Raw genomic sequence first — 18,281 nt, forward strand, 5'->3', positions numbered from 1 at the left:
TCTCAGAATCTTGATCACGATGGAGTGAGGTGGCAATGGTCACGGAGCAGGCAGAGCGCCAGAGCGTCTGGCATGTCGACGGCACGCTGCGGGAGCCGCTGCTGGTGCAGCCGACCGGGCACGTGGCGCAGAGCGACCGGTCGATCCCGATCTACGACAGCGGCAACGAGTCGAGCGCCGCGACGATCGTGCTCGTGCATGGCAGCTCCGGCACGGCCCGCGGCAGCTTCTGGGCCGTCTACCCGATCCTGTCGTTCACGCGCCGCGTCGTCGCCTTCGACCTGCAGCTGCCGGCCGACGACGCCGAGCTCACGCTCGCGGACGCCGTCGACCAGCTGCGAGCAGTCGTCGCGCATGCATCCGCCGACGGCCCCGTCGCGCTCGTCGGCTATTCCTTCGGTGCGGTCGTCGCGGCCGCATACGCCGCCGAGCAGCCCGGCACGATCGAGTCGCTCACCCTCGTCGCTGGGTGGTCGAAGACCGACCGGCACCAGCTCGTGCGCAACGAGCTCTGGCAGCGCCTGCACGACAGCGACCCCGAGAGCCTGCAGCGCCTCACCCTTCTGATGGCCTACTCGCCGGGCTTCGTCGTCGGCCGCAACGCGCGCGACTGGGCCGAGCTGCAGGCGGCGGTCACGCGTCCGTACCCCGCGCAGATCATGCGCCTCAACCGCGAGATCGACATCACCTCGGGCCTCAGCCGCATCGACGTGCCGACCCTCATCGTCGGCTGCACGCATGATGCGATGGTGCCGCTGCACCACGCGCGCGTGCTCTTCGGCGCCATCTCCGACGCCCGCTACCTCGAGATCGAGTCGGGCCACGCGGTCTCGGTCGAGCGCCCCGCGCAGCTCGCCGTCGCCATCGACGACTTCAGCGTCGACCCCCGCGAGCACCCCGCGGGCACCATCATCCCCGTCGACCACGCGTGATGCAGAACCAGGAGCAGACCATGAACACCGCATCCGCCACCCGGGCCGCTGAGCGCCCGTCGACCACCCACGCGAAGGTCGCGATCATCGGTTCCGGATTCGCGGGCCTCGGCCTCGCGATCCAGCTGCGCCGCCGCGGCGAGCACGACTTCATCGTGCTCGAGCGTGCCGGTGACGTCGGCGGCACTTGGCGCGACAACACCTACCCCGGCGCCGCGTGCGACATCCAGTCGCACCTCTACTCCTACTCGTTCCGCCCGAACCCCGACTGGTCGCGCGTGTACGCGACGCAGCCCGAGATCCACGCGTACCTGCGCGAGGCGGCGATCGACGAGGGCGTCATGCCGCACATCACCTTCGACGCCGAGCTGCTCGAGTCGACGTGGCAGCCGGAGGAGCAGCGCTGGGCACTCGAGACGACCGCCGGCTCGTTCACCGCCGACTTCGTCGTCACCGCTGCCGGGCACCTCTCTGACCCGAAGCTGCCCGACATCCCGGGGCTCGAGAAGTTCGACCGCCCGATGTTCCACTCGGCGCAGTGGGACCACTCGTTCGACCCCGCCGGCAAGCGCGTCGGCGTGATCGGCTCCGGCGCATCCGGCATCCAGATCGTGCCGGAGCTCGCGAAGGCCGCCGAGCAGCTCACCGTCTTCCAGCGCTCGGCGCCGTACCTGATCCCCCGCGTCGACCACGAGTACAGCGACGCGCAGAAGACGATTTTCCGGCGCATGCCCGAGACGGCGCAGGCGCTTCGCGACGAGCTCTACTGGGGCAACGAGGCGCGCTTCCCGCAGCGCCGCGGCATCGCCGACTTCATCGCCAAGATCGAGGCGACCGCGCGCGACCACCTGCAGGCGCAGGTGCCGGCGGGCGAGCTGCGCGACAAGCTGACGCCCGACTACATGATCGGCTGCAAGCGCATCCTCATCTCGAACGACTACTACCCGACGTTCCTGCGCGACAACGTCGCGCTCGAGACGAGCGGCATCGTCGAGGTGACCGAGACCGGCATCCTCACGAACGACGGCGAGGTCGAGCTCGACGCGCTCGTGCTCTGCACGGGCTTCGAGGCTGCCGACCTGCCCATCACGCACCGCATCTTCGACGAGCACGGCCGCTCGATGGCTGAGTCGTGGACCCGTGGCGGTGCCGCCTACGCGTGCTCAACGGTCGCGGGCTACCCGAACCTGTTCATCATGAACGGCCCGAACTCGGGCCTCGGCGCGGGCTCGATCATCTTCATCATCGAGTCGCAGATCCGTTACATCCTCGGCGCCCTCGACCACATGACCGACACCGGCGCCGCCGTCATCGAGATCACGCAGGACGCGCAGGACGCGTTCATCGACTCGGTCGACGCGCGCGCCGCGGACACGGTCTGGCTCAACGGCGGCTGCCACTCCTGGTACGTCGACCACCGCTACGGCCGACTCACGACCGTCTGGCCCGACTTCATGCACAAGTTCCGCCGCGAGGCGGGCACCTTCCGGCCCGACGAGTACCGCTTCGACGGCGAACTCGCCATGGCCGAGCGCGAGCGCGAGCTCGAAGGGGTGCGTGCATGAGGGGCGTGAACCTGTGGCGGCTCGAGTGCTTCGTCGCCCTCGCCGAAGAGCTGCACTTCGGTCGCACCGCGACCCGGCTGTTCATCACCCAGCCGGCGCTCTCGCTGCAGATCAAGCAGCTCGAGCTCTCGCTCGGCTACGAGCTCGTCTGCCGCGCGCGGCAGGTGACGCTCACCGAGGCGGGCCGCCGGCTGCTGCCGTACGCCCGCCACGTACTGGCCGCCGCGGAGTCGTTCTCCACCGCCGCAGCGGTGCGCGGCCGGCTGCAGGCAGCATGACCGTGCCCGCGGTCCTGCCCGAGCGGCTCGTGCGCACGGTGCGCGAGATCCTGACCGCCTCCGGGTGCACCGACGAGGTGGCGGATGCGGTCGCGCTGGGCCTCGTCGACGCCGACCTGCACGGGGTCGCGTCGCACGGCGTCTCGCGCCTCGGCATCTACCTCGAGCGGCTGCGCGCCGGCGCCGTGCGCGGCGACGACGCCGTCTCGGTCGTCACCGAGTGGCCGACCGGCGCCGTGCTCGACGCGGGGCACAGCTTCGGCGCGTGGTCGGCGTCGCGCGCGACCGACCTCGCGATCGCGAAGGCGCGCGAGTCGGGCATGGCCATCGTCGTCGCCCGGCAGGCCGACCACTTCGGGCGTGCCGCCGCGTTCAGCGAGCGGATGGCCGACGCCGGCATGGTCGCGATCGTCGCGGCCAGCACGGCGCCCCTCATGCCCGCCGTCGGCGGCGCCGAGCCCGTGATCGGCAACAACCCGATCTCGATCGCCGCGCCGGGCACGGCGGGCGCTCCGTTCGCCGACATGGCGCTCTCCGCCGTCGCGCTCGGCAAGATCATCGAGGCCGAACGGGCAGGGCGCGACATCCCGACCGGTTGGGCGACCGATGCGGAGGGCGCCGCGACGACCGACCCGAGCGCCGCGCGCGGCGGCCTGCTGCTGCCGGCGGCCGGCGCGAAGGGCTTCGGGCTCGCATTCTTCATCGAGGTGCTCACGAGCATCCTCGGCGGCGGCGAGGGCGGGGAGGCGCGCAGCCTCTACAAGCAGCGCGACGAGCCCAACGACTGCTCGCACATCTTCATGGCGATCGACGCGAACCGCTTCGGCGCGGCCGCCGAGGCGCCGGTCGCCGAGCGCGTCGACCGCTTCTCCGAGCGCATCCGATCGAGCCGTCGCGCCCCCGGCGTCGACGCCATCTACGCGCCGGGCGACCTCGAGCGCGCGGCCGCCGACCGCAACCGCGAGGGGCTCGCGCTCGCGCAGGCGACGATCGACGAGCTCGAGGCGCTCGCCGCGGACGCGGGCGTCGCCTCGCCCTTCGACGAGGAGACGACGTGATGCTGCAGCGCGTGCAGACGACCGACGGCCGGGACCTGCTCGTGCGGTGCGAGGGCGACGCCCTCGTCGTGCTCGGCCCGTGGGACGCCGGTCGCGTCCTCGACGCCGTGCCGGATGCATCCGGTGAGCGCCTCGACCCTGGTGCGACGACGCCGCTGCCGTTCCTCCGCGACGGCGCGAAGATCCTGTGCGTCGGCCTCAACTACCGCCCGCACATCGAGGAGATGGGGCGCGAGGCGCCCGAGTTCCCGACCCTCTTCGCGAAGTTCGTCGACTCGTTCGTCGGCCCGGCCGACGACATCGTGCGACCGGCCGACGTCGACCAGCTCGACTGGGAGGGCGAGATCGGCGTGGTGATCGGCGCGGAGGTCCGCGCGGCATCCGTCGACGACGCAGCTGACGCATCGCTGGGCGCGGTGGCGCTCAACGACGTCACCTCGCGCGGCCACCAGTACCGCACGACGCAGTGGCTGCAGGGCAAGGCGCTCGACAGCCTCTCCCCGATCGGCTCGACCGTCGCGCCGCTGCACGACGACCTCACGATCGAGACGCGCGTCGACGGCGAAACGGTGCAGCACGGCAGCCTCGACGAGCTCGTCTTCGGCGTCGCCGACCTGATCGCCTACTGCTCGAGCATCGTGCGGCTGCGGCCGGGCGACATCATCGCCACCGGCACGCCGGGCGGGGTCGGCCACGGCATGCGCCCGTCGCGGCACCTCCAGCCGGGCCAGCTGCTCGAGACCGAGCTCGGCGGGGTCGAGACGCTGCGCAACCGCGTGCGCTGAGCAGGCCAGCACGGGCCGCCCGCGCGGCCTCGGCTCAGGTGTCGGACCGTGGCACGCTCGCGTGTCGCGCGTGATCACCGGATGCCCACCGCAGCGCGAGGGCGGTGCCGACGAGGTCGTCGAGCTTCAATGGGTCGTAGCCCGTGATCTCGTGAATCCTGCGAACCCGGTGCGCAACCGTGTTGACGTGGACGAAGAGCGATCGCGCGGCAGCCGACTGCGACAGGTCGTTCTCGATCAGGGCCTCGAGCGTCTCGAGGAGGTGCGGATGCCCGCGAAGCCCGTCGAGCCTCGTCGCGACGAGCACCTCCGAGATGCTGGGGCTCGCGCCGAGGAGCACATCGACGAGCGCATCGGAGTAGCGGAGGACGCGTGCTCCACCGCTGCGGCGGAACGCAGCCGCTGCGCTCTCGATCGCCTCGTGGCTGGACGAGTGGGCGCTCGGCAAGTCGCCGACAGCGCGGCCGATCCCGACCACGATGCGGCCGCCGCCCTCCTCATCGACCACCCGTTCGACGGCGGCTGCGACCGCATCTACGCCCCGACGCGGCGACACGATGCCGACCGCAAGCTCCCCGATGTCGCCGAAGACGCTCGGTCCGACGACGTGCGGCTGGATCACCGAAGCGATCCTGCGGCGCAGCCGATGCAGCAGCGCGAAGTCCGTCGCAGCGCTCGCCCCGACCGCGAGCGCGACTCGCGGAAGCCGCGGATCGATCCCGAGCGTCCTGACCCGTGCATCGAACTCCTGCGTCCGCGTCTCACCGTCCACGACCGCCCGGACGAGCTCGTTCTCCACGCGACGATTCGCTGCTTCGACCGAGGCCGCGGTCTCGCGGTACGCGTCGATCATCTCTTGGGTGAGGAGATCGAACGTGCTGATCACCAGATCGGCGTAGTGGCTCGTGAGGCGCACCGGCCAGGTCTGCGCATCGGAGAAGAGGTCGAGGATGATGGTCCGCTCTGACGAGCGGTAGGCCTGGATCACCGACTCGAGCGGCACCCCCTGGCTCGCTCGGCTGGCGCCGAGCACTCGCCCGTTGCCGAGCTCGTCCGCTCGCGGCGCCGCGCCACGCCGCAGGACGCGCACGGCGAGCGACAGGTTCTCTCGCACCGATGGGATGAGCTCGCTCTTCGGGAACACGTCGGCCGAATACCCCGGGTACTGATCCCAGATCGCATCCACCGCCCGCGCGGTGAGGCGATCGACGTTCGGCGAGTAGACGAGCCGAGATTGTGGGGACACCACAACAGAGTAACCCGAACGCCATGATTCTTCCCTCGTGGCCGTGAATTGCCACATGTCACGCTGAGTCCAGGAAGACAACGACGTCACCACTGGAGGTCTCATGCCTGCGCGTTCTGCCACCGCTCCACCGACACCGACCGCTGCGGTCCCGACGGTCGCACCCTCGAGGGGACGTGTGCGCCGACCGAGGCTGTCGACCGGGTGGCTGGTGCCGGCCGGCGTGGGCGTCGTCGTCCTCGTCGCGTGGCAGCTCGCCGTCGACCTGCTCGACATCCCCACCTACATCCTGCCGAGCCCGCTGCAGACGGTCGAGTCGCTGTGGTCGAACCGCCTGGAGCTCTGGGGCGCGACACTCGTGACGACCGGCGAGGTGCTTGCCGGGTTCCTGCTCGCTGTGCTCGTCAGCGTTCCCATCGCGATGCTGCTCGTGTCGTTCCGCTGGTTCGAGCGCATCGTCTACCCGTTCCTCGTCCTCCTGCAGACAGTGCCGAAGATCGCGCTCGCACCGCTCTTCGTCGTCTGGTTCGGGTTCGGACCGGGGCCGAAGGTGCTCGTGACGTTCCTCATCTGCTTCTTCCCGATCCTGCTCGACACGATGACGGGCCTCCGGTCGTCGAACCCCGACATGGCGAGCCTCGTTCGCACGATGGGCGGCGGGCGCTGGGCCGTGTTCAGCAAGGTCCGCCTGCCCTCGGCACTGCCGCACCTGTTCGCCGGCGTCAAGGTCGCGATCACCCTCGCGGTGGTCGGTGCGGTCGTCGGCGAGTTCGTGGGAGCGACAGAGGGGCTGGGCTACCTGCTGCTCCGAGCCAACGCCAACCTCGACACCCCCCTCCTGTTCGCGAGCATCGTGATCCTCACGGTGCTCGGACTCGCACTCTTCTACCTCGTGGCGCTCATCGAGCGCCTCGTCATCCCCTGGCACGTCTCGCAGCGCTCCGAGACCGCCGTCACCGCCGCTCCTGCCATCTGACCGCCTGGTCAGCACCCTTCCGCGATCTCAAAGGAGAGATTCATGCACACACGACGCCGCACGACCGCACTCGCCATCGCCGCGGGCGCAGCCCTCGTGCTCACTTCCTGCGCCGGCTCGCCCGCCGCAGAGCCCAGCAGCACTTCGAGCGGTGAGCTCGACACCCTTCCGATCCGCCTCAACTGGACCTACGAGGCCGCCGACCACCCGTGGTTCTTCGCGGGCATGGCGCAGGGCATCTACGAGGAGCACGGCATCGAGCTCGAACCGCTCGAGGGGACCGGTTCCGCGTCGACCCTCCAACTCGTCGCGTCAGGCAGCGACCCCGTCGGACTCGTCGACGCCGGCACGATGATGGGCGGCGTCGCACAGGGCCTCCCGGTGCAGATGGCGTGCGTCCTCGCACAGCGCAACCCGATGGCCGCGATCTTCCCCGCGAGCGCCGGCATCTCGACGCTCGAGGACCTGCGTGGCGAGACGGTCGCCGTCACCCCGGGCGACTCCCTCTCGCAGATCTTCCCCGCGGTGCTCAACGCGAACGACATGAGCGAGACCGATCTCGAGCTCGTCGGGCTCTCGGACCCGGCCGCGAAGCAGAACTCGGTGCTCACGGGCGCGTCCACGGCCTTCCTCGGCTACTACACGCTCCAGCTGCCAGCGCTCGAGGCGTCGTCGGGCGAGGACATGGACTACCTCTCCTTCTCGGAGCTCGGGGTCGACACGCTCAGCATGGGCATCGTCGTCAACCGGTCGTGGGCCGAGCAGAACGAGGACCTGCTGACGCGCTTCATCCAGGCGACGCAGGAGTCGGTCGCCTACGTGGTCGAGAACCAGGAGGCCGCGGCGGATGACTTCGTCGCGGGCGTCCCGAGCTTCGACCGGGACCTCGCACTCCAGCAGATCGAGGCGACCGTGCCGCTGCTGCACACGGAGGCGAGCGAGGGAGAGCTCCCGTGCGTGACGACCGAGGAGGACTGGCAGACGACCGAGGACATCCTCGCGGAGTACTCCGGCCTCGAGCGCGCAGAGTCGATCGACGACTACTTCACCAACGACTACGCGAGCGCGGAGGCCGGCCGATGACCGCGCAGGCTCCACAGGCCGCTGCGACCGGCGCGGCGACGACGATCGAGGTGCGCGATCTGACGATCGAGTACCAGACCGGCTCCGGCTCGGTGCACGCCCTCGGTCCGGTGGACCTCGACATCGCCGCAGGCGAGTTCGTCTCGATCGTCGGCCCGTCGGGCTGCGGAAAGTCGACGCTCCTCAAAGCGGCGGCGGGCCTCATCTCTCCGACCCGCGGCTCCGTCTCGATCGGCGGCAAGCCGGTGCAAGGACCGCAGAGCGACCTCGGGATCGTGTTCCAGAACCCGCTGCTCATGGACTGGCGCAGCGTGATGAGCAACATCCTGCTGCAGGCCGAGATGCGCCGCCTGCCCAAGGCGGAAGCGGCCGAGAAGGCGCGCACGCTCCTCGCGCAGGTCGGGCTCGCGGGCTTCGAGCAGCACCGCCCCTACGAGCTCTCGGGTGGCATGCAGCAGCGCGTCGGCATCTGCCGCGCGCTGGTGCACGACCCGCCCCTCATCATGATGGACGAGCCGTTCGGGGCCCTCGACGCCCTCACGCGAGAGCAGATGTGCTACGACCTGCAGGACCTGTGGATGACGCGCCGACCGACCGTGCTGTTCATCACCCACTCCATCTCCGAGGCGGTCCTCCTCTCCGACCGGGTGATCGTGATGTCCGCTCGCCCGGGCCGGATTCTCGAGGAGTTCCGCATGGAGCGGCCGCGACCGCGGCTGCTCGACGACGACCACCAGGAGGTCGACGAGGCGTCGCGGCAGATCCGACGACTCCTCGGCGTCCAAGACCACGCGAACGAGGCAGCAGCATGAAGCTTGTATCCATCGATCACTCCGGCTTCCCTGCCGCGGCGATCCTCCGGCACGGCGAGGACGGCACCGACGAGCTCCTGCCCCTCCACATCTCCCCCGCCGACTCCGACGACCTCGTGCCCATCTCCATGCGCGACCTGCTCGACGACTGGGAGCACTGGAAGGACGAGCTCCAGCGGCGCGTCGCGACGAGCACCCCCGACGCCTGGGTCCCCGCCTCGAGCCGAGCGCTCGTCGCGGCGGTGCCAGAGCCGCGCACTTTCGTGTGCGTGGGTCTCAACTACCACGACCACGCAGAGGAGACGGGAGCCGAGCTCCCCGTCGCACCGATCGTCTTCGCGAAGCACCCGGCGAGCGTCGTCGGGCCGGATGCCGATATCCCACTGCCGCCTGAGAGCGACGAGGTCGACTACGAGGTCGAGCTCGCGGTCGTGATCGGCAAGCGCGTGCACCGCGCGACGCGCGAGGATGCGCTCGACGCGGTCGCCGGCTACACGATCGTCAACGACGTGAGCGCGCGGGACTGGCAGCGTCGGACGAGCCAGTGGATGACGTCGAAGTCGTTTCCGGGCTTCGGCCCCGTCGGGCCGGCCCTCGTGACGGCGGACGAGTTCGACCTCGCGTCGGGCCGGCGCGTGCAGCTCCGGCTCAACGGTGAGACGATGCAGGACTCGACGACCGACCAGCTCATCTTCGGCGTCGCCGACCTGATCGTGCATCTGTCGTCCGTCTGGCCGCTCGAGCCGGGCGACCTCATCGCCACCGGCACGCCCGGCGGCGTCGGCTTCACCCGCGAGCCCGCCGTCTTCCTCGCCCCCGGGGATGTCGTCGAGGCTGAGATCGAGGGGATCGGCACCCTCCGCAACACCGTCGTCGCCGCACCGGCCACGCAGCAGCAGCAGTTCGAGACCACGAGGAGCGCATGACCATGGACGTGATCGAGAAGATCGAAGCAGAGCTCACCACGCCGACCCAGGCGCTCATCGACGACATCGCGACGATCGAGGGAGACATCGTCGTGCTGGGCGTCGGCGGCAAGGTCGGTCCGAGCGTGGCGATCCAGGCGAAGCGCGCCCGCGACGCGGCGGGCATCGACTCGCGCGTCATCGGCGTCGCCCGCTTCAGCGACCCGGCCGCTCGCGCGTCGCTCGAGCGGTACGGCGTCGAGACGATCGCCGCCGACCTGACGGATGACCTGGAGCTCGACGCGCTCCCCGACGCACCCAACGTCATCTACATGGCGGGGCACAAGTTCGGCACCACCGGCAACGAGCCGTTCACCTGGATGATGAACGCCTACCTGCCCGGCCGCGTCGCGCAGCGCTACCGCGACTCGCGGATCGTGGCGTTCTCGACGCTCGTGACCTATCCCCTCGCGGACGTGACGCGCGGAGGCTCCCGCGAGAGCGACCCGTCGGGACCCATCGGCGAGTACGCCGCATCGTGCCAGGGCCGTGAGCGCGTCTTCGAGCACTTCTCCAAGAAGAACGGAACGCAGGTGCTGCTGTTCCGCCTCGGCTACTCCATCGAGACGCGGTACGGGGTTCTGCAGGAGGTCGCGCAAGCCGTGCTGGACGGCACGCCCATCCCCCTCGCCATGGGGCACACGAGCGTCATCTGGCAGCGCGATGTCGCCGAGTACGCCATCCGCTCGCTGAAGCTGGCGACCTCGCCGGCCCGCAAGCTCAACATCACCGGCCCCGAGATCGTCTCGGTGCGGTGGCTCGCGGAGCGCTTCGGCGAGAAGCTCGACCGGACCCCCGTCTTCGAGGGCGAGGAGACGGGTACGGCCTACGTGCTCGACGGCTCCGCGCTGCAGTCGGAGTTCGGCTTCCCTTCGACCACGCTCGCACAGATGATCGACTACGTCGCCCAGTGGGTGCGCGAGGGCGAGCCGACGATCGGCAAGCCGACGAAGTTCCAGCTGCGCGACGGCGCGTTCTGACCGGTGAGCGCGATGACTGCAGCGTCGGCCGTCGGCGCGGAGACCGAGGCGTCGGCGTGGGGCGGCGAGGCCGCCAGCTTCGGCGGCGCCCTCGTCAACCTCATCTCGGTCACCGCCGCGCATCTCGAGGACTTCGAGGACTGGTACAGCTTCGAGCACTTCCCCGAGCGGCTCGCGATCCCCGGCTTCCGTCGCGCGCGCCGGTACGTCGAGGTCGCCCCGGAGCCCGGAGCCCGACCAGTCCAGTTCCTCTCCATCTACGAGACGGATGACGTCGCGACCCTGACGAGCGACGCATACCTCGCGGCGCTCGACGCTCCCACCGACTGGACCCGTCGCGTCGCGCCGACATTCATCGGCAATGAGCGGTCGGTGGGCAGGCTCAACGCACTCGAGGGAGTCGGCCGCTCGGCCCGCGTCGCGGTCGCGCGCCTCTTGCCGGGGACGGGCTCCGAGGATCTCGTGCGGGAAGCCATCGGCTCGGCGCTACACGCGGCGCTGCGATCCCGAACGCTCGTGCGAGCGTCGCTCATCGAGGACGACCGCGCGGCCACTGCGGCGAAGGACGCGACGCAGGAGGGCAAGTCGATGGCGGGCTCGTCCGCCCCAGCCGGCTCCGGCTGGTTCGTGGTCGCCGAGCTGCACGGTGTCACCTCGCGCGTCGAGGGAGCCGAGCTCGAGGCGCTGCTCGTGCCTGCCAGCATGCATGACCACGTCTCCGAGGTGCGCGTAAGCGAGTACCGACTGATCGTCGACCGGACAGCGGACCCGAGCTGAGCCGAGCGCCCGGGCGTCGCGACCGACCGCTGTCAGCCGGCGGCGGGTCGCGGGGGCCCGGGCGCGACGTCGTGCGCCGACAGCTGCGGATGCGCAGCGGCGAGCGCGCGGATCGCATCGGTGATCGCGCGCACGCGCAGCAGCTCCGTCAGGTCGCTCGGCACGACGAGCCAGTAGGTGCGGCTGATCCGCAGCTCCTCCGGCAGCACCTCGACCAGCTGCGGGTCCGCGGCCCCGATGTAGGTGGGCAGCAGCCCCACGCCGAGCCCCGCTCGCGCAGCGCTGTGCTGCCCCGTGATGTTGTTCGTCTGCACGCGCGCGTGGGCGCGCGGCAGCAGCTCGTCGAGCACGCGCAGCGGCACCACGTCGAGCAGGGCGTCGACGTACCAGATGAGGTCGTGATCGCGGCGGAGCTCCTCGACCGAGCCCGGCATGCCGTGCCGCTCGATGTAGTCGCGCGACGCGAAGCACCGCAGCTCGTAGTCGGCCAGGTGCGACACCGCCGCAGCCCGGGGCGAGGGCCGCTCGAGCGTGACCGCCACGTCGAAGTCCCGCGCGGTGATGAGGTCGTGCGTCGTCGCGGTGATCACCTCGAGCGAGAGCCCCGGGTGCGCGTCGAGCAGCGGGCGCAGCCCCGGCACGAGCACGTTGGCGCCGAAGCCGTCGGGGGCGAGGATGCGCGCGGTGCCGCTCAGCTCCCCGGCGCGCGAGACGACGGCCTCCATCGCCCGCGAGACGCTCGACTCGATCGCCTCGGCGTGCGGGATGACGAGGCGACCGGGCTCGGTGATCCGCCAGCCCTGGGGCGTGCGGTCGAACATCCGCACGCCGAGGTCCTGCTCGAGCCGGCTGATGCGGCGGGAGACCGTCGTCTCGTCGACCTGGAGCCGCGCGGCGGCGTCGCGCAGCCGTCCCGTGCGAGCGACTTCCAGGAGGAAGCGCAGGTTCTCGGTGTCCATGAGCCCAGTCTGCACTCCTGCAGTCGATCCTGCGTCATTGGCCGTTGACGCCTGCATCTGTGCATCCGATGCTGGAGGCATCCCCTCCCGTTCGCGGGACGATCACAAAGGTGTGCACGTGAGCTTCGAGATCAACACTCCCCCCGTCCTCCGCTTCAGCGCGGGCAGCGTCGACTCGATCGGCGAGCTGCTGACGTCGATCGGCGCAGCCAGGCCGCTCGTGGTGACCGACTCGTTCCTCGTCTCCACCGGGGTCGCCGACCGCGTCGCCGACGCCGCGCGCGCCGCCGGGCTCGACGCCGCCGTCTTCGGCGAGACGATCCCCGACCCCACGACCGACTCGCTCGAGGCGGGCCTCGCCGCGATCCGCGCCCACAGCGCCGACAGCATCGTTGCGCTCGGCGGCGGCAGCCCGATCGACACCGCGAAGGCCCTCTCTGTGCTCGCCGTGCGCGGCGGCCACATGCGCGAGCTCAAGGCCCCGTACCGGTTCGTCGGCGAGGCGCTCCCGGTGATCGCCGTGCCGACGACCGCCGGCACGGGCTCGGAGGTGACGCAGTTCACGATCATCACCGACAGCGAGACGAACGAGAAGATGCTGTGCGCCGGTCCCGGCTACCTCCCGAGGGCCGCGGTCATCGACTTCGAGCTCACCGTCTCGATGCCGCCGCGGCTCACCGCCGACACCGGCATCGACGCGCTCACGCACGCGATCGAGGCCTACGTCAGCAAGAAGGCCAACCCCGTCTCCGACACCTACGCGCTCGCCGCGATCACGCGCATCGGCCGCTTCCTGCGCACCGCGTTCCACGACGGCGCCGACCGCACCGCTCGCGAGGAGATGATGATCGCGGCGACCCTCGCCGGCATGGCGTTCTCGAACGCGAGCGTCGCGCTCGTGCACGGCATGAGCCGGCCGCTCGGCGCACACTTCCACATCGCGCACGGCATGGCCAACGCGATGCTCTTCCCCGAGATCACCGCCTTCTCGGTCGAGCATGCCGTCGAGCGCTACGCGACGTGCGCGCGCACGCTCGGCGTCGCGGAGGCCTCCGACACGGATGCCGTGGCCGCCGACGCGCTCGTCACCGAGCTGCGGGCGCTCGCCGCCGAGCTCGAGGTGCCGACCCCCGCCACGCGCGGCATCGACCGCGCCGCCTGGGACGAGCTCGTCCCGCTGATGGCGCAGCAGGCGCTCGCCTCGGGCTCGCCCGCCAACAACCCCCGCGTGCCGACCGCCGAGCAGGTCGAGCAGCTCTACGCCGCGATCTACGCCTGACCCACCCCCGCTGGCTGACCCGCTCCGCTCGCGAAGCGCGCCGAGCGGGACGAAGCCCCCACACACCTCAACGCAACCAGGAGCATCCATGAGCATCATCGAAGAGACCGGCACGGAGCAGGCGACTGCGACCGTCCACCACTGGATCGACGGCCGCCACCACGAGAGCGCCAGCGGCCGCACGGCCCCCGTCTACGACCCGGCCCGCGGCGTCGTGACGAAGCACGTCTCGCTCGCCGACGACGCCGACGTGCGCGCGGCGATCGCGTCGGCGCATGCGGCGTTCCCGGCCTGGCGCGACCTGTCGATCGCGAAGCGGCAGGCGATCATGTTCCGCTTCCGCGAGCTCCTCAACGCCAAGCGCGGCGAGCTCGCCGAGATCATCACGAGCGAGCACGGCAAGGTCATCTCCGACGCCGGCGGCGAGATCGCCCGCGGCCTCGAGGTCGTCGAGCTCGCGACCGCGTTCCCCAACCTGCTGAAGGGCGCGTACAGCGAGAACGCCTCGACCGGCGTCGACGTCTTCTCCATCAAGCAGCCCCTCGGCGTCGTGGGCATCATCAGCCCGTTCAACTTCCCCGCGATGGTGCCGCTCTGGTTCTTCCCCGTCGCGCTCGCATCCGGCAACACGGTCGTGCTCAAGCCCAGCGAGAAGGACCCCTCGGCCGCCATGTGGATGGCCGAGCTCCTCAAGGAGGCCGGCCTCCCGGACGGCGTCTTCACCGTGCTGCACGGCGACAAGGTCGCCGTCGACGGGCTGCTCACCGCGCCCGAGGTGCAGGCGATCTCGTTCGTCGGCTCCACCCCGATCGCGCAGTACATCTACGAGACCGCGGCGAAGCACGGCAAGCGCGTGCAGGCCCTCGGCGGCGCGAAGAACCACATGCTCGTGCTGCCCGACGCCGACCTCGACCTCGTCGCCGACGCCGCCGTCAACGCCGGCTTCGGCTCGGCCGGCGAGCGCTGCATGGCCATCTCGGTCGTGCTCGCGGTCGACTCGGTGGCGGATGCGCTCATCGAGAAGGTGCGCGAGCGCGTCGCGACGCTGAAGATCGGCGACGGCCGCCGCGAGACCGACATGGGGCCGCTCATCACCGAGCAGCACCGCGACAAGGTGGCCGGTTACATCGCCATCGCCGAGGAGGACGGCGCGGAGGTCGCGATCGACGGCCGCGGCATCGAGGTCGACGGCGACGCCGACGGCTTCTGGCTCGGCCCGACCCTGCTCGACCGCGTGCCGCTCACGAGCCGCGCCTACACCGAGGAGATCTTCGGACCGGTGCTCTCGGTCGTCCGCATCGAGTCGTACGCCGAGGGCGTCGACATCATCAACTCGGGCGTCTTCGGCAACGGCACCGCGATCTTCACGAACGACGGCGGCGCGGCCCGCAAGTTCCAGAACGAGATCCAGGTCGGCATGGTCGGCGTGAACGTGCCGATCCCCGTCCCGGTCGCGTACCACTCGTTCGGCGGCTGGAAGCAGTCGCTGTTCGGCTCGTCGAAGGCCTACGGCGCCGCCGGCTTCGACTTCTTCACGCGCGAGAAGGCGATCACGCAGCGCTGGCTCGACCCCAGCCACGGCGGCCTCAACCTCGGCTTCCCCGAGAACTGAGGCGGGTCGGCATGCGGCTCGAGCAGCTGCGCGGTCGTGCCGCGGTCGTCACCGGAGGCGGTGGCGGCCTCGGCCGATCGATCGCGCTCACCTTCGCCCGAGCCGGAATGGATGTCGTGCTCGCCGATGTCGAGCTCGACGCGGCCGAGCGCGTGCGCGATGACGTGCGCGCGCTCGGCCGCGAGGCCATCGCGGTGCGCACCGACGTGTCGCGACTGACCGAGGTCGAGGCGCTCGCCGACGCGGCCTACGACGCGTTCGGCAACGTCGCGGTGCTCGTCAACAACGCGGGCGTCACCTGGCGGCCGTACCGGGCCAGCTGGGATGCTTCGGTAGACGACTTCGAGTGGATCATGGCGGTGAACTTCTGGGGCGCCTTCCACGGCCACCGGGCGTTCGTGCCGCGCATGGGCCGCTCGAGCCTGCCCTCGCACATCGTGAACACCTCATCGATCGCCGCGCTGAAGCCCACGCCCGGCCACGCGGCGTACACCGCGTCGAAGGCGGCGATCGACGGCTTCTCGCTCGCGACCCGCGCCGAGTACGAGACGGCCGGCCTCGACATCGGCGTGACGGTGCTCTACCCGGGGCCTGTGAGCACCGGCTTCGCGACCAGCGAGCGGCTGCGGCCGGCCGAGGATCGTGCTGACGCCCGCGGCGTGGTGCCGTGGGAGACCTATACGGATGGCGCGCCCATGCGGGCCGGAGCCGAGGCTCCCGGAGCGATCGACCCTGACACCGTCGGGCCGCTCGTGCTCGACGCGATCGTGCAGAACCACCCGTATGTGCTGACGCATCCGTTGCCCGACCATGTCGCGGTCCGGACGCGCCAGCTGACCGAGCTCGCCGCCTCCCGCCCCGCTCCGATGGTCGAGTAGCTGCCGGCGGAGCCGGCGCGTACCAAGACCATCACTCCACGCGGAGCAGGACCTACCCGCTCCCCTGGCGGCAAGAGGCCAGCGCAAACGTCGACGTCACCGACGTGCCTCGTCAGCCGCGATAGCGCCGTACTGCTTCGCGGATCGCGTCCGCGTGCTCATAGATCCCGTCGAGCGACTCAATCGCGTGGCGAACCTCGACCTTGTTCTCGTCGAAGAGCCCGAGGTACTTCTGCTTCTGCCCGTTGAAGTGCAGTCGCGCGATCGGCTTGCGATTGTTGTCGTCAAGCAGCACCGCAAAGTACGACTTCGCGTCCCGGTTCGCGATCCGTGACGGCTTGACCTCACTGCAGGCGATCGCCTTGACGATCTGATACCCCTCGAGTTCTTCGAGCGTGGTCTCGACCTCCGTGTCGCGATCGAGGTCCTTCTCGGCGACAGGCGCGCTGGTGACTGCCGCTGGCTGCGAGTCCAATGAGGGCGTGTATCCGCTCGCGCCGAGCGCGGTCTTCAGGCGATCGTTGACCTGATCGCTGAGGAACTGCTTGCTGGCCTTGCTCACGAGTGCCGTGAACTGCTCTCGCACCTTCTGAGTGAACGCGCCTCCGTAGACCCGTGAGGTGAAGAACTTGATCCAGTCGTCGGACGGCTCTCGGAACTGCTCGCCGATTGCGCGCTTGATGGCGCCGACGTACTTCAGCTCTTCAGCGGCGCTGATGATCGAGTCAAGGTCGAAGTTCTCCTTGGTGAGCTTCCGGAGCTCCGGAACGATCGACTCGTCGATGTCCGCGAGATCCAGCACCAGGAAGGGCTTGTCGTCCATTCGATTCGGCGCGTCGAGGTCGGTGTAGAACTGGTAGACCTCGCCGTTGGTCAGCACTGCAACGCGCGCGTTCGTCACCGCGAAGTACCTGAAGAGCTGCGAGGCGTGCTCGAACTTGAGATGTCCGACCGACGCCTTGCACTCCAGCAAGATCTGCACTTCGCCGTCGCGGAGAATCGCGTAGTCGATCTTCTCGCCACGCTTCAGCCCCACATCAGCGGTGAACTCCGGTACGACTTCCAGCGGGTTGAAGACGTCGTAACCGAGAATGGACGAGATGAACGGCATGATGAACGCGTTCTTCGTGGCTTCCTCGGTCTGAATCGCTGACTTCTGATTCGCAACCTTCGCGGCGAGCGCGTTGAGCCGATCACTGAATTCCACTGTGCCTCCTGGGATTCGCTCGACCATATCGCGCGCACCGCTCGATGGTGAGTGCGACTCAGTGACCGTTTAAGTATGTTCAGCGCGCATGGTCGGCGAGGCCGCTCGAGGTTGCGCTCACTCCACGCTGAGCAGCGCCGTCCCGCTCTCGTCCCCGCTGTAGCTCGACACGACCACCACGATGTCCTGCGGCTCCTCTCCGAGCAGCGAGACCAACGGGTTGCCGTCGCCGCCGGTGTCGTCATCGAAGTCCGGGAACAACGACCCCGGCACCTGCGTCCACAGCACCGAGTCGAAGTCGGCCACGGCAGCGATCGTCTCGTCGCCCGTCGAGAGCGAGACCATCATCACCGCCGGCCGCCCCGGTGCGACTTGCACGTCGATCGACTGGCCCGCCGTGATGAACATCGGCGAGGCGATCACCTGCAGCTGGAAGCTCGTGCGGTCACCGCCGTACTCCTCGAGCTCGATCGCGTAGGTGCCGGGATCGAGCACGGTGCCGATCAGCGGATTGCGCGCCCTCATGTCGAAGGCGAAGCCCTCCGGCCCCTCGTCGTTGTCGTCGTTGTCGAGATCGACACCCTCGCCGACGAGCCGCATCGTCAGGTCCTCGTTGTCCGGCGATGCCGCGGTGAGCACGACCGCGGACCGCTCCTCGATCTGCAGCTCGACCGTCGTCGTGCCGCCGCTCGCAATGAAGCCCTCGCGCAGCTCCTCCGCTCCGGGCGACCCCTGCACGATCGGATCGGCGTTCGGCGGTGTCGGGACGGGCGGGGGCATGGGCACGAAGCATGCCGAGAGGCCGAGCACCGTGACGGATGCGGCGAACGCGGCTCCGAGCATCCGACCGGTGTGTGCTCTGCGCATGCTGCGGCTTCCTCTCCACGTG

Annotated in this window: 18 protein-coding genes; 14 read left to right on the plus strand and 4 right to left on the minus strand. The window is 70.0% G+C overall.

Annotated features, from left to right (window positions below; all coding sequences use genetic code 11):
• Positions 1-35 precede the first annotated feature (35 nt).
• Genes ABD106_RS08100 through ABD106_RS08120 form a run of 5 tightly spaced genes read left to right on the plus strand, consistent with a single transcriptional unit; the run spans position 36 to position 4,618 of the window.
• Positions 36-932, plus strand: coding sequence for an alpha/beta fold hydrolase (locus ABD106_RS08100; RefSeq protein ID WP_343919429.1), 897 nt, complete (start codon positions 36-38; stop codon positions 930-932).
• Between the two features lie 20 nt (positions 933-952).
• Positions 953-2,497: a flavin-containing monooxygenase gene (locus tag ABD106_RS08105; protein ID WP_343919188.1), complete on the plus strand. Its 1,545-nt coding sequence runs from the start codon at positions 953-955 to the stop codon at positions 2,495-2,497.
• Complete coding sequence (locus tag ABD106_RS08110) at positions 2,494-2,775, plus strand: LysR family transcriptional regulator (protein WP_343919190.1); 282 nt, start codon at positions 2,494-2,496, stop codon at positions 2,773-2,775. Before ABD106_RS08105 ends, ABD106_RS08110 begins: the two co-directional genes overlap by 4 nt.
• Positions 2,772-3,833: an Ldh family oxidoreductase gene (locus ABD106_RS08115; RefSeq protein WP_343919192.1), complete on the plus strand. Its 1,062-nt coding sequence runs from the start codon at positions 2,772-2,774 to the stop codon at positions 3,831-3,833. The genes ABD106_RS08110 and ABD106_RS08115 overlap by 4 nt, the downstream gene beginning before the upstream one ends.
• A complete protein-coding gene (locus ABD106_RS08120; RefSeq protein WP_343919431.1) occupies positions 3,833-4,618 on the plus strand; it encodes a fumarylacetoacetate hydrolase family protein in 786 nt (261 codons plus the stop codon). The genes ABD106_RS08115 and ABD106_RS08120 overlap by 1 nt, the downstream gene beginning before the upstream one ends.
• Before the next feature lie 34 nt (positions 4,619-4,652).
• Here ABD106_RS08120 and ABD106_RS08125 read toward each other — a convergent pair whose 3' ends face one another.
• Positions 4,653-5,957, minus strand: a complete 1,305-nt coding sequence (locus ABD106_RS08125; RefSeq protein ID WP_343919194.1) for a PucR family transcriptional regulator — start codon at positions 5,955-5,957, stop codon at positions 4,653-4,655.
• Positions 5,958-6,087: 130 nt separating this feature from the next.
• Between ABD106_RS08125 and ABD106_RS08130 the strand changes: the two genes are divergently transcribed.
• The 6 genes from ABD106_RS08130 to ABD106_RS08155 are packed head-to-tail and all read left to right on the plus strand — an operon-like array spanning position 6,088 to position 11,457.
• Positions 6,088-6,840, plus strand: a complete 753-nt coding sequence (locus ABD106_RS08130) for an ABC transporter permease (RefSeq protein ID WP_343919196.1) — start codon at positions 6,088-6,090, stop codon at positions 6,838-6,840.
• Between the two features lie 42 nt (positions 6,841-6,882).
• Positions 6,883-7,923, plus strand: a complete 1,041-nt coding sequence (locus tag ABD106_RS08135; protein WP_343919198.1) for an ABC transporter substrate-binding protein — start codon at positions 6,883-6,885, stop codon at positions 7,921-7,923.
• On the plus strand, positions 7,920-8,735 hold the full coding sequence (locus ABD106_RS08140; protein ID WP_343919200.1) for an ABC transporter ATP-binding protein: 816 nt from the start codon (positions 7,920-7,922) through the stop codon (positions 8,733-8,735). The genes ABD106_RS08135 and ABD106_RS08140 overlap by 4 nt, the downstream gene beginning before the upstream one ends.
• Positions 8,732-9,661: a fumarylacetoacetate hydrolase family protein gene (locus ABD106_RS08145; protein ID WP_343919202.1), complete on the plus strand. Its 930-nt coding sequence runs from the start codon at positions 8,732-8,734 to the stop codon at positions 9,659-9,661. The genes ABD106_RS08140 and ABD106_RS08145 overlap by 4 nt, the downstream gene beginning before the upstream one ends.
• Entirely contained in the window at positions 9,658-10,680 is a 1,023-nt protein-coding gene (locus ABD106_RS08150) for an NAD-dependent epimerase/dehydratase family protein (RefSeq protein WP_343919204.1), read from the plus strand. Before ABD106_RS08145 ends, ABD106_RS08150 begins: the two co-directional genes overlap by 4 nt.
• A 12-nt stretch (positions 10,681-10,692) precedes the next feature.
• Positions 10,693-11,457 (plus strand): hypothetical protein, encoded by a 765-nt coding sequence (locus ABD106_RS08155; protein ID WP_343919206.1) that lies wholly within the window; start codon positions 10,693-10,695, stop codon positions 11,455-11,457.
• A gap of 32 nt (positions 11,458-11,489) precedes the next feature.
• Here ABD106_RS08155 and ABD106_RS08160 read toward each other — a convergent pair whose 3' ends face one another.
• A complete protein-coding gene (locus ABD106_RS08160; protein ID WP_343919208.1) occupies positions 11,490-12,416 on the minus strand; it encodes a LysR family transcriptional regulator in 927 nt (308 codons plus the stop codon).
• Positions 12,417-12,534: 118 nt separating this feature from the next.
• On the opposite strand from ABD106_RS08160, the gene ABD106_RS08165 reads away from it, so the two are divergent.
• The 3 genes from ABD106_RS08165 (at position 12,535) to ABD106_RS08175 (ending at position 16,185) form a co-directional block, all read left to right on the plus strand.
• The gene (locus ABD106_RS08165; RefSeq protein ID WP_343919210.1) at positions 12,535-13,695 is read left to right on the plus strand and encodes an iron-containing alcohol dehydrogenase; all 1,161 of its coding nucleotides are present in this window, start codon (positions 12,535-12,537) and stop codon (positions 13,693-13,695) included.
• An 88-nt stretch (positions 13,696-13,783) separates the two neighbouring features.
• Positions 13,784-15,307 carry a CoA-acylating methylmalonate-semialdehyde dehydrogenase gene (locus tag ABD106_RS08170; protein WP_343919212.1) on the plus strand — a complete coding sequence of 508 codons (1,524 nt, stop codon included), beginning with the start codon at positions 13,784-13,786 and terminating at the stop codon, positions 15,305-15,307.
• A gap of 11 nt (positions 15,308-15,318) precedes the next feature.
• Entirely contained in the window at positions 15,319-16,185 is an 867-nt protein-coding gene (locus tag ABD106_RS08175) for an SDR family NAD(P)-dependent oxidoreductase (RefSeq protein WP_343919214.1), read from the plus strand.
• A 112-nt stretch (positions 16,186-16,297) separates the two neighbouring features.
• Here the strand turns inward: ABD106_RS08175 and ABD106_RS08180 are convergent, their stop codons facing one another.
• Both ABD106_RS08180 and ABD106_RS08185 read right to left on the minus strand, forming a co-directional pair.
• Positions 16,298-17,392 carry a type I restriction endonuclease gene (locus ABD106_RS08180; protein ID WP_343919216.1) on the minus strand — a complete coding sequence of 365 codons (1,095 nt, stop codon included), beginning with the start codon at positions 17,390-17,392 and terminating at the stop codon, positions 16,298-16,300.
• Positions 17,393-17,509: 117 nt separating this feature from the next.
• Entirely contained in the window at positions 17,510-18,259 is a 750-nt protein-coding gene (locus ABD106_RS08185) for a hypothetical protein (protein WP_343919218.1), read from the minus strand.
• Positions 18,260-18,281: the final 22 nt, after the last annotated feature.

This window comes from Agrococcus citreus, assembly GCF_039527715.1.
In the GTDB taxonomy this organism is placed as follows: Bacteria; Actinomycetota; Actinomycetes; order Actinomycetales; family Microbacteriaceae; genus Agrococcus; species Agrococcus citreus.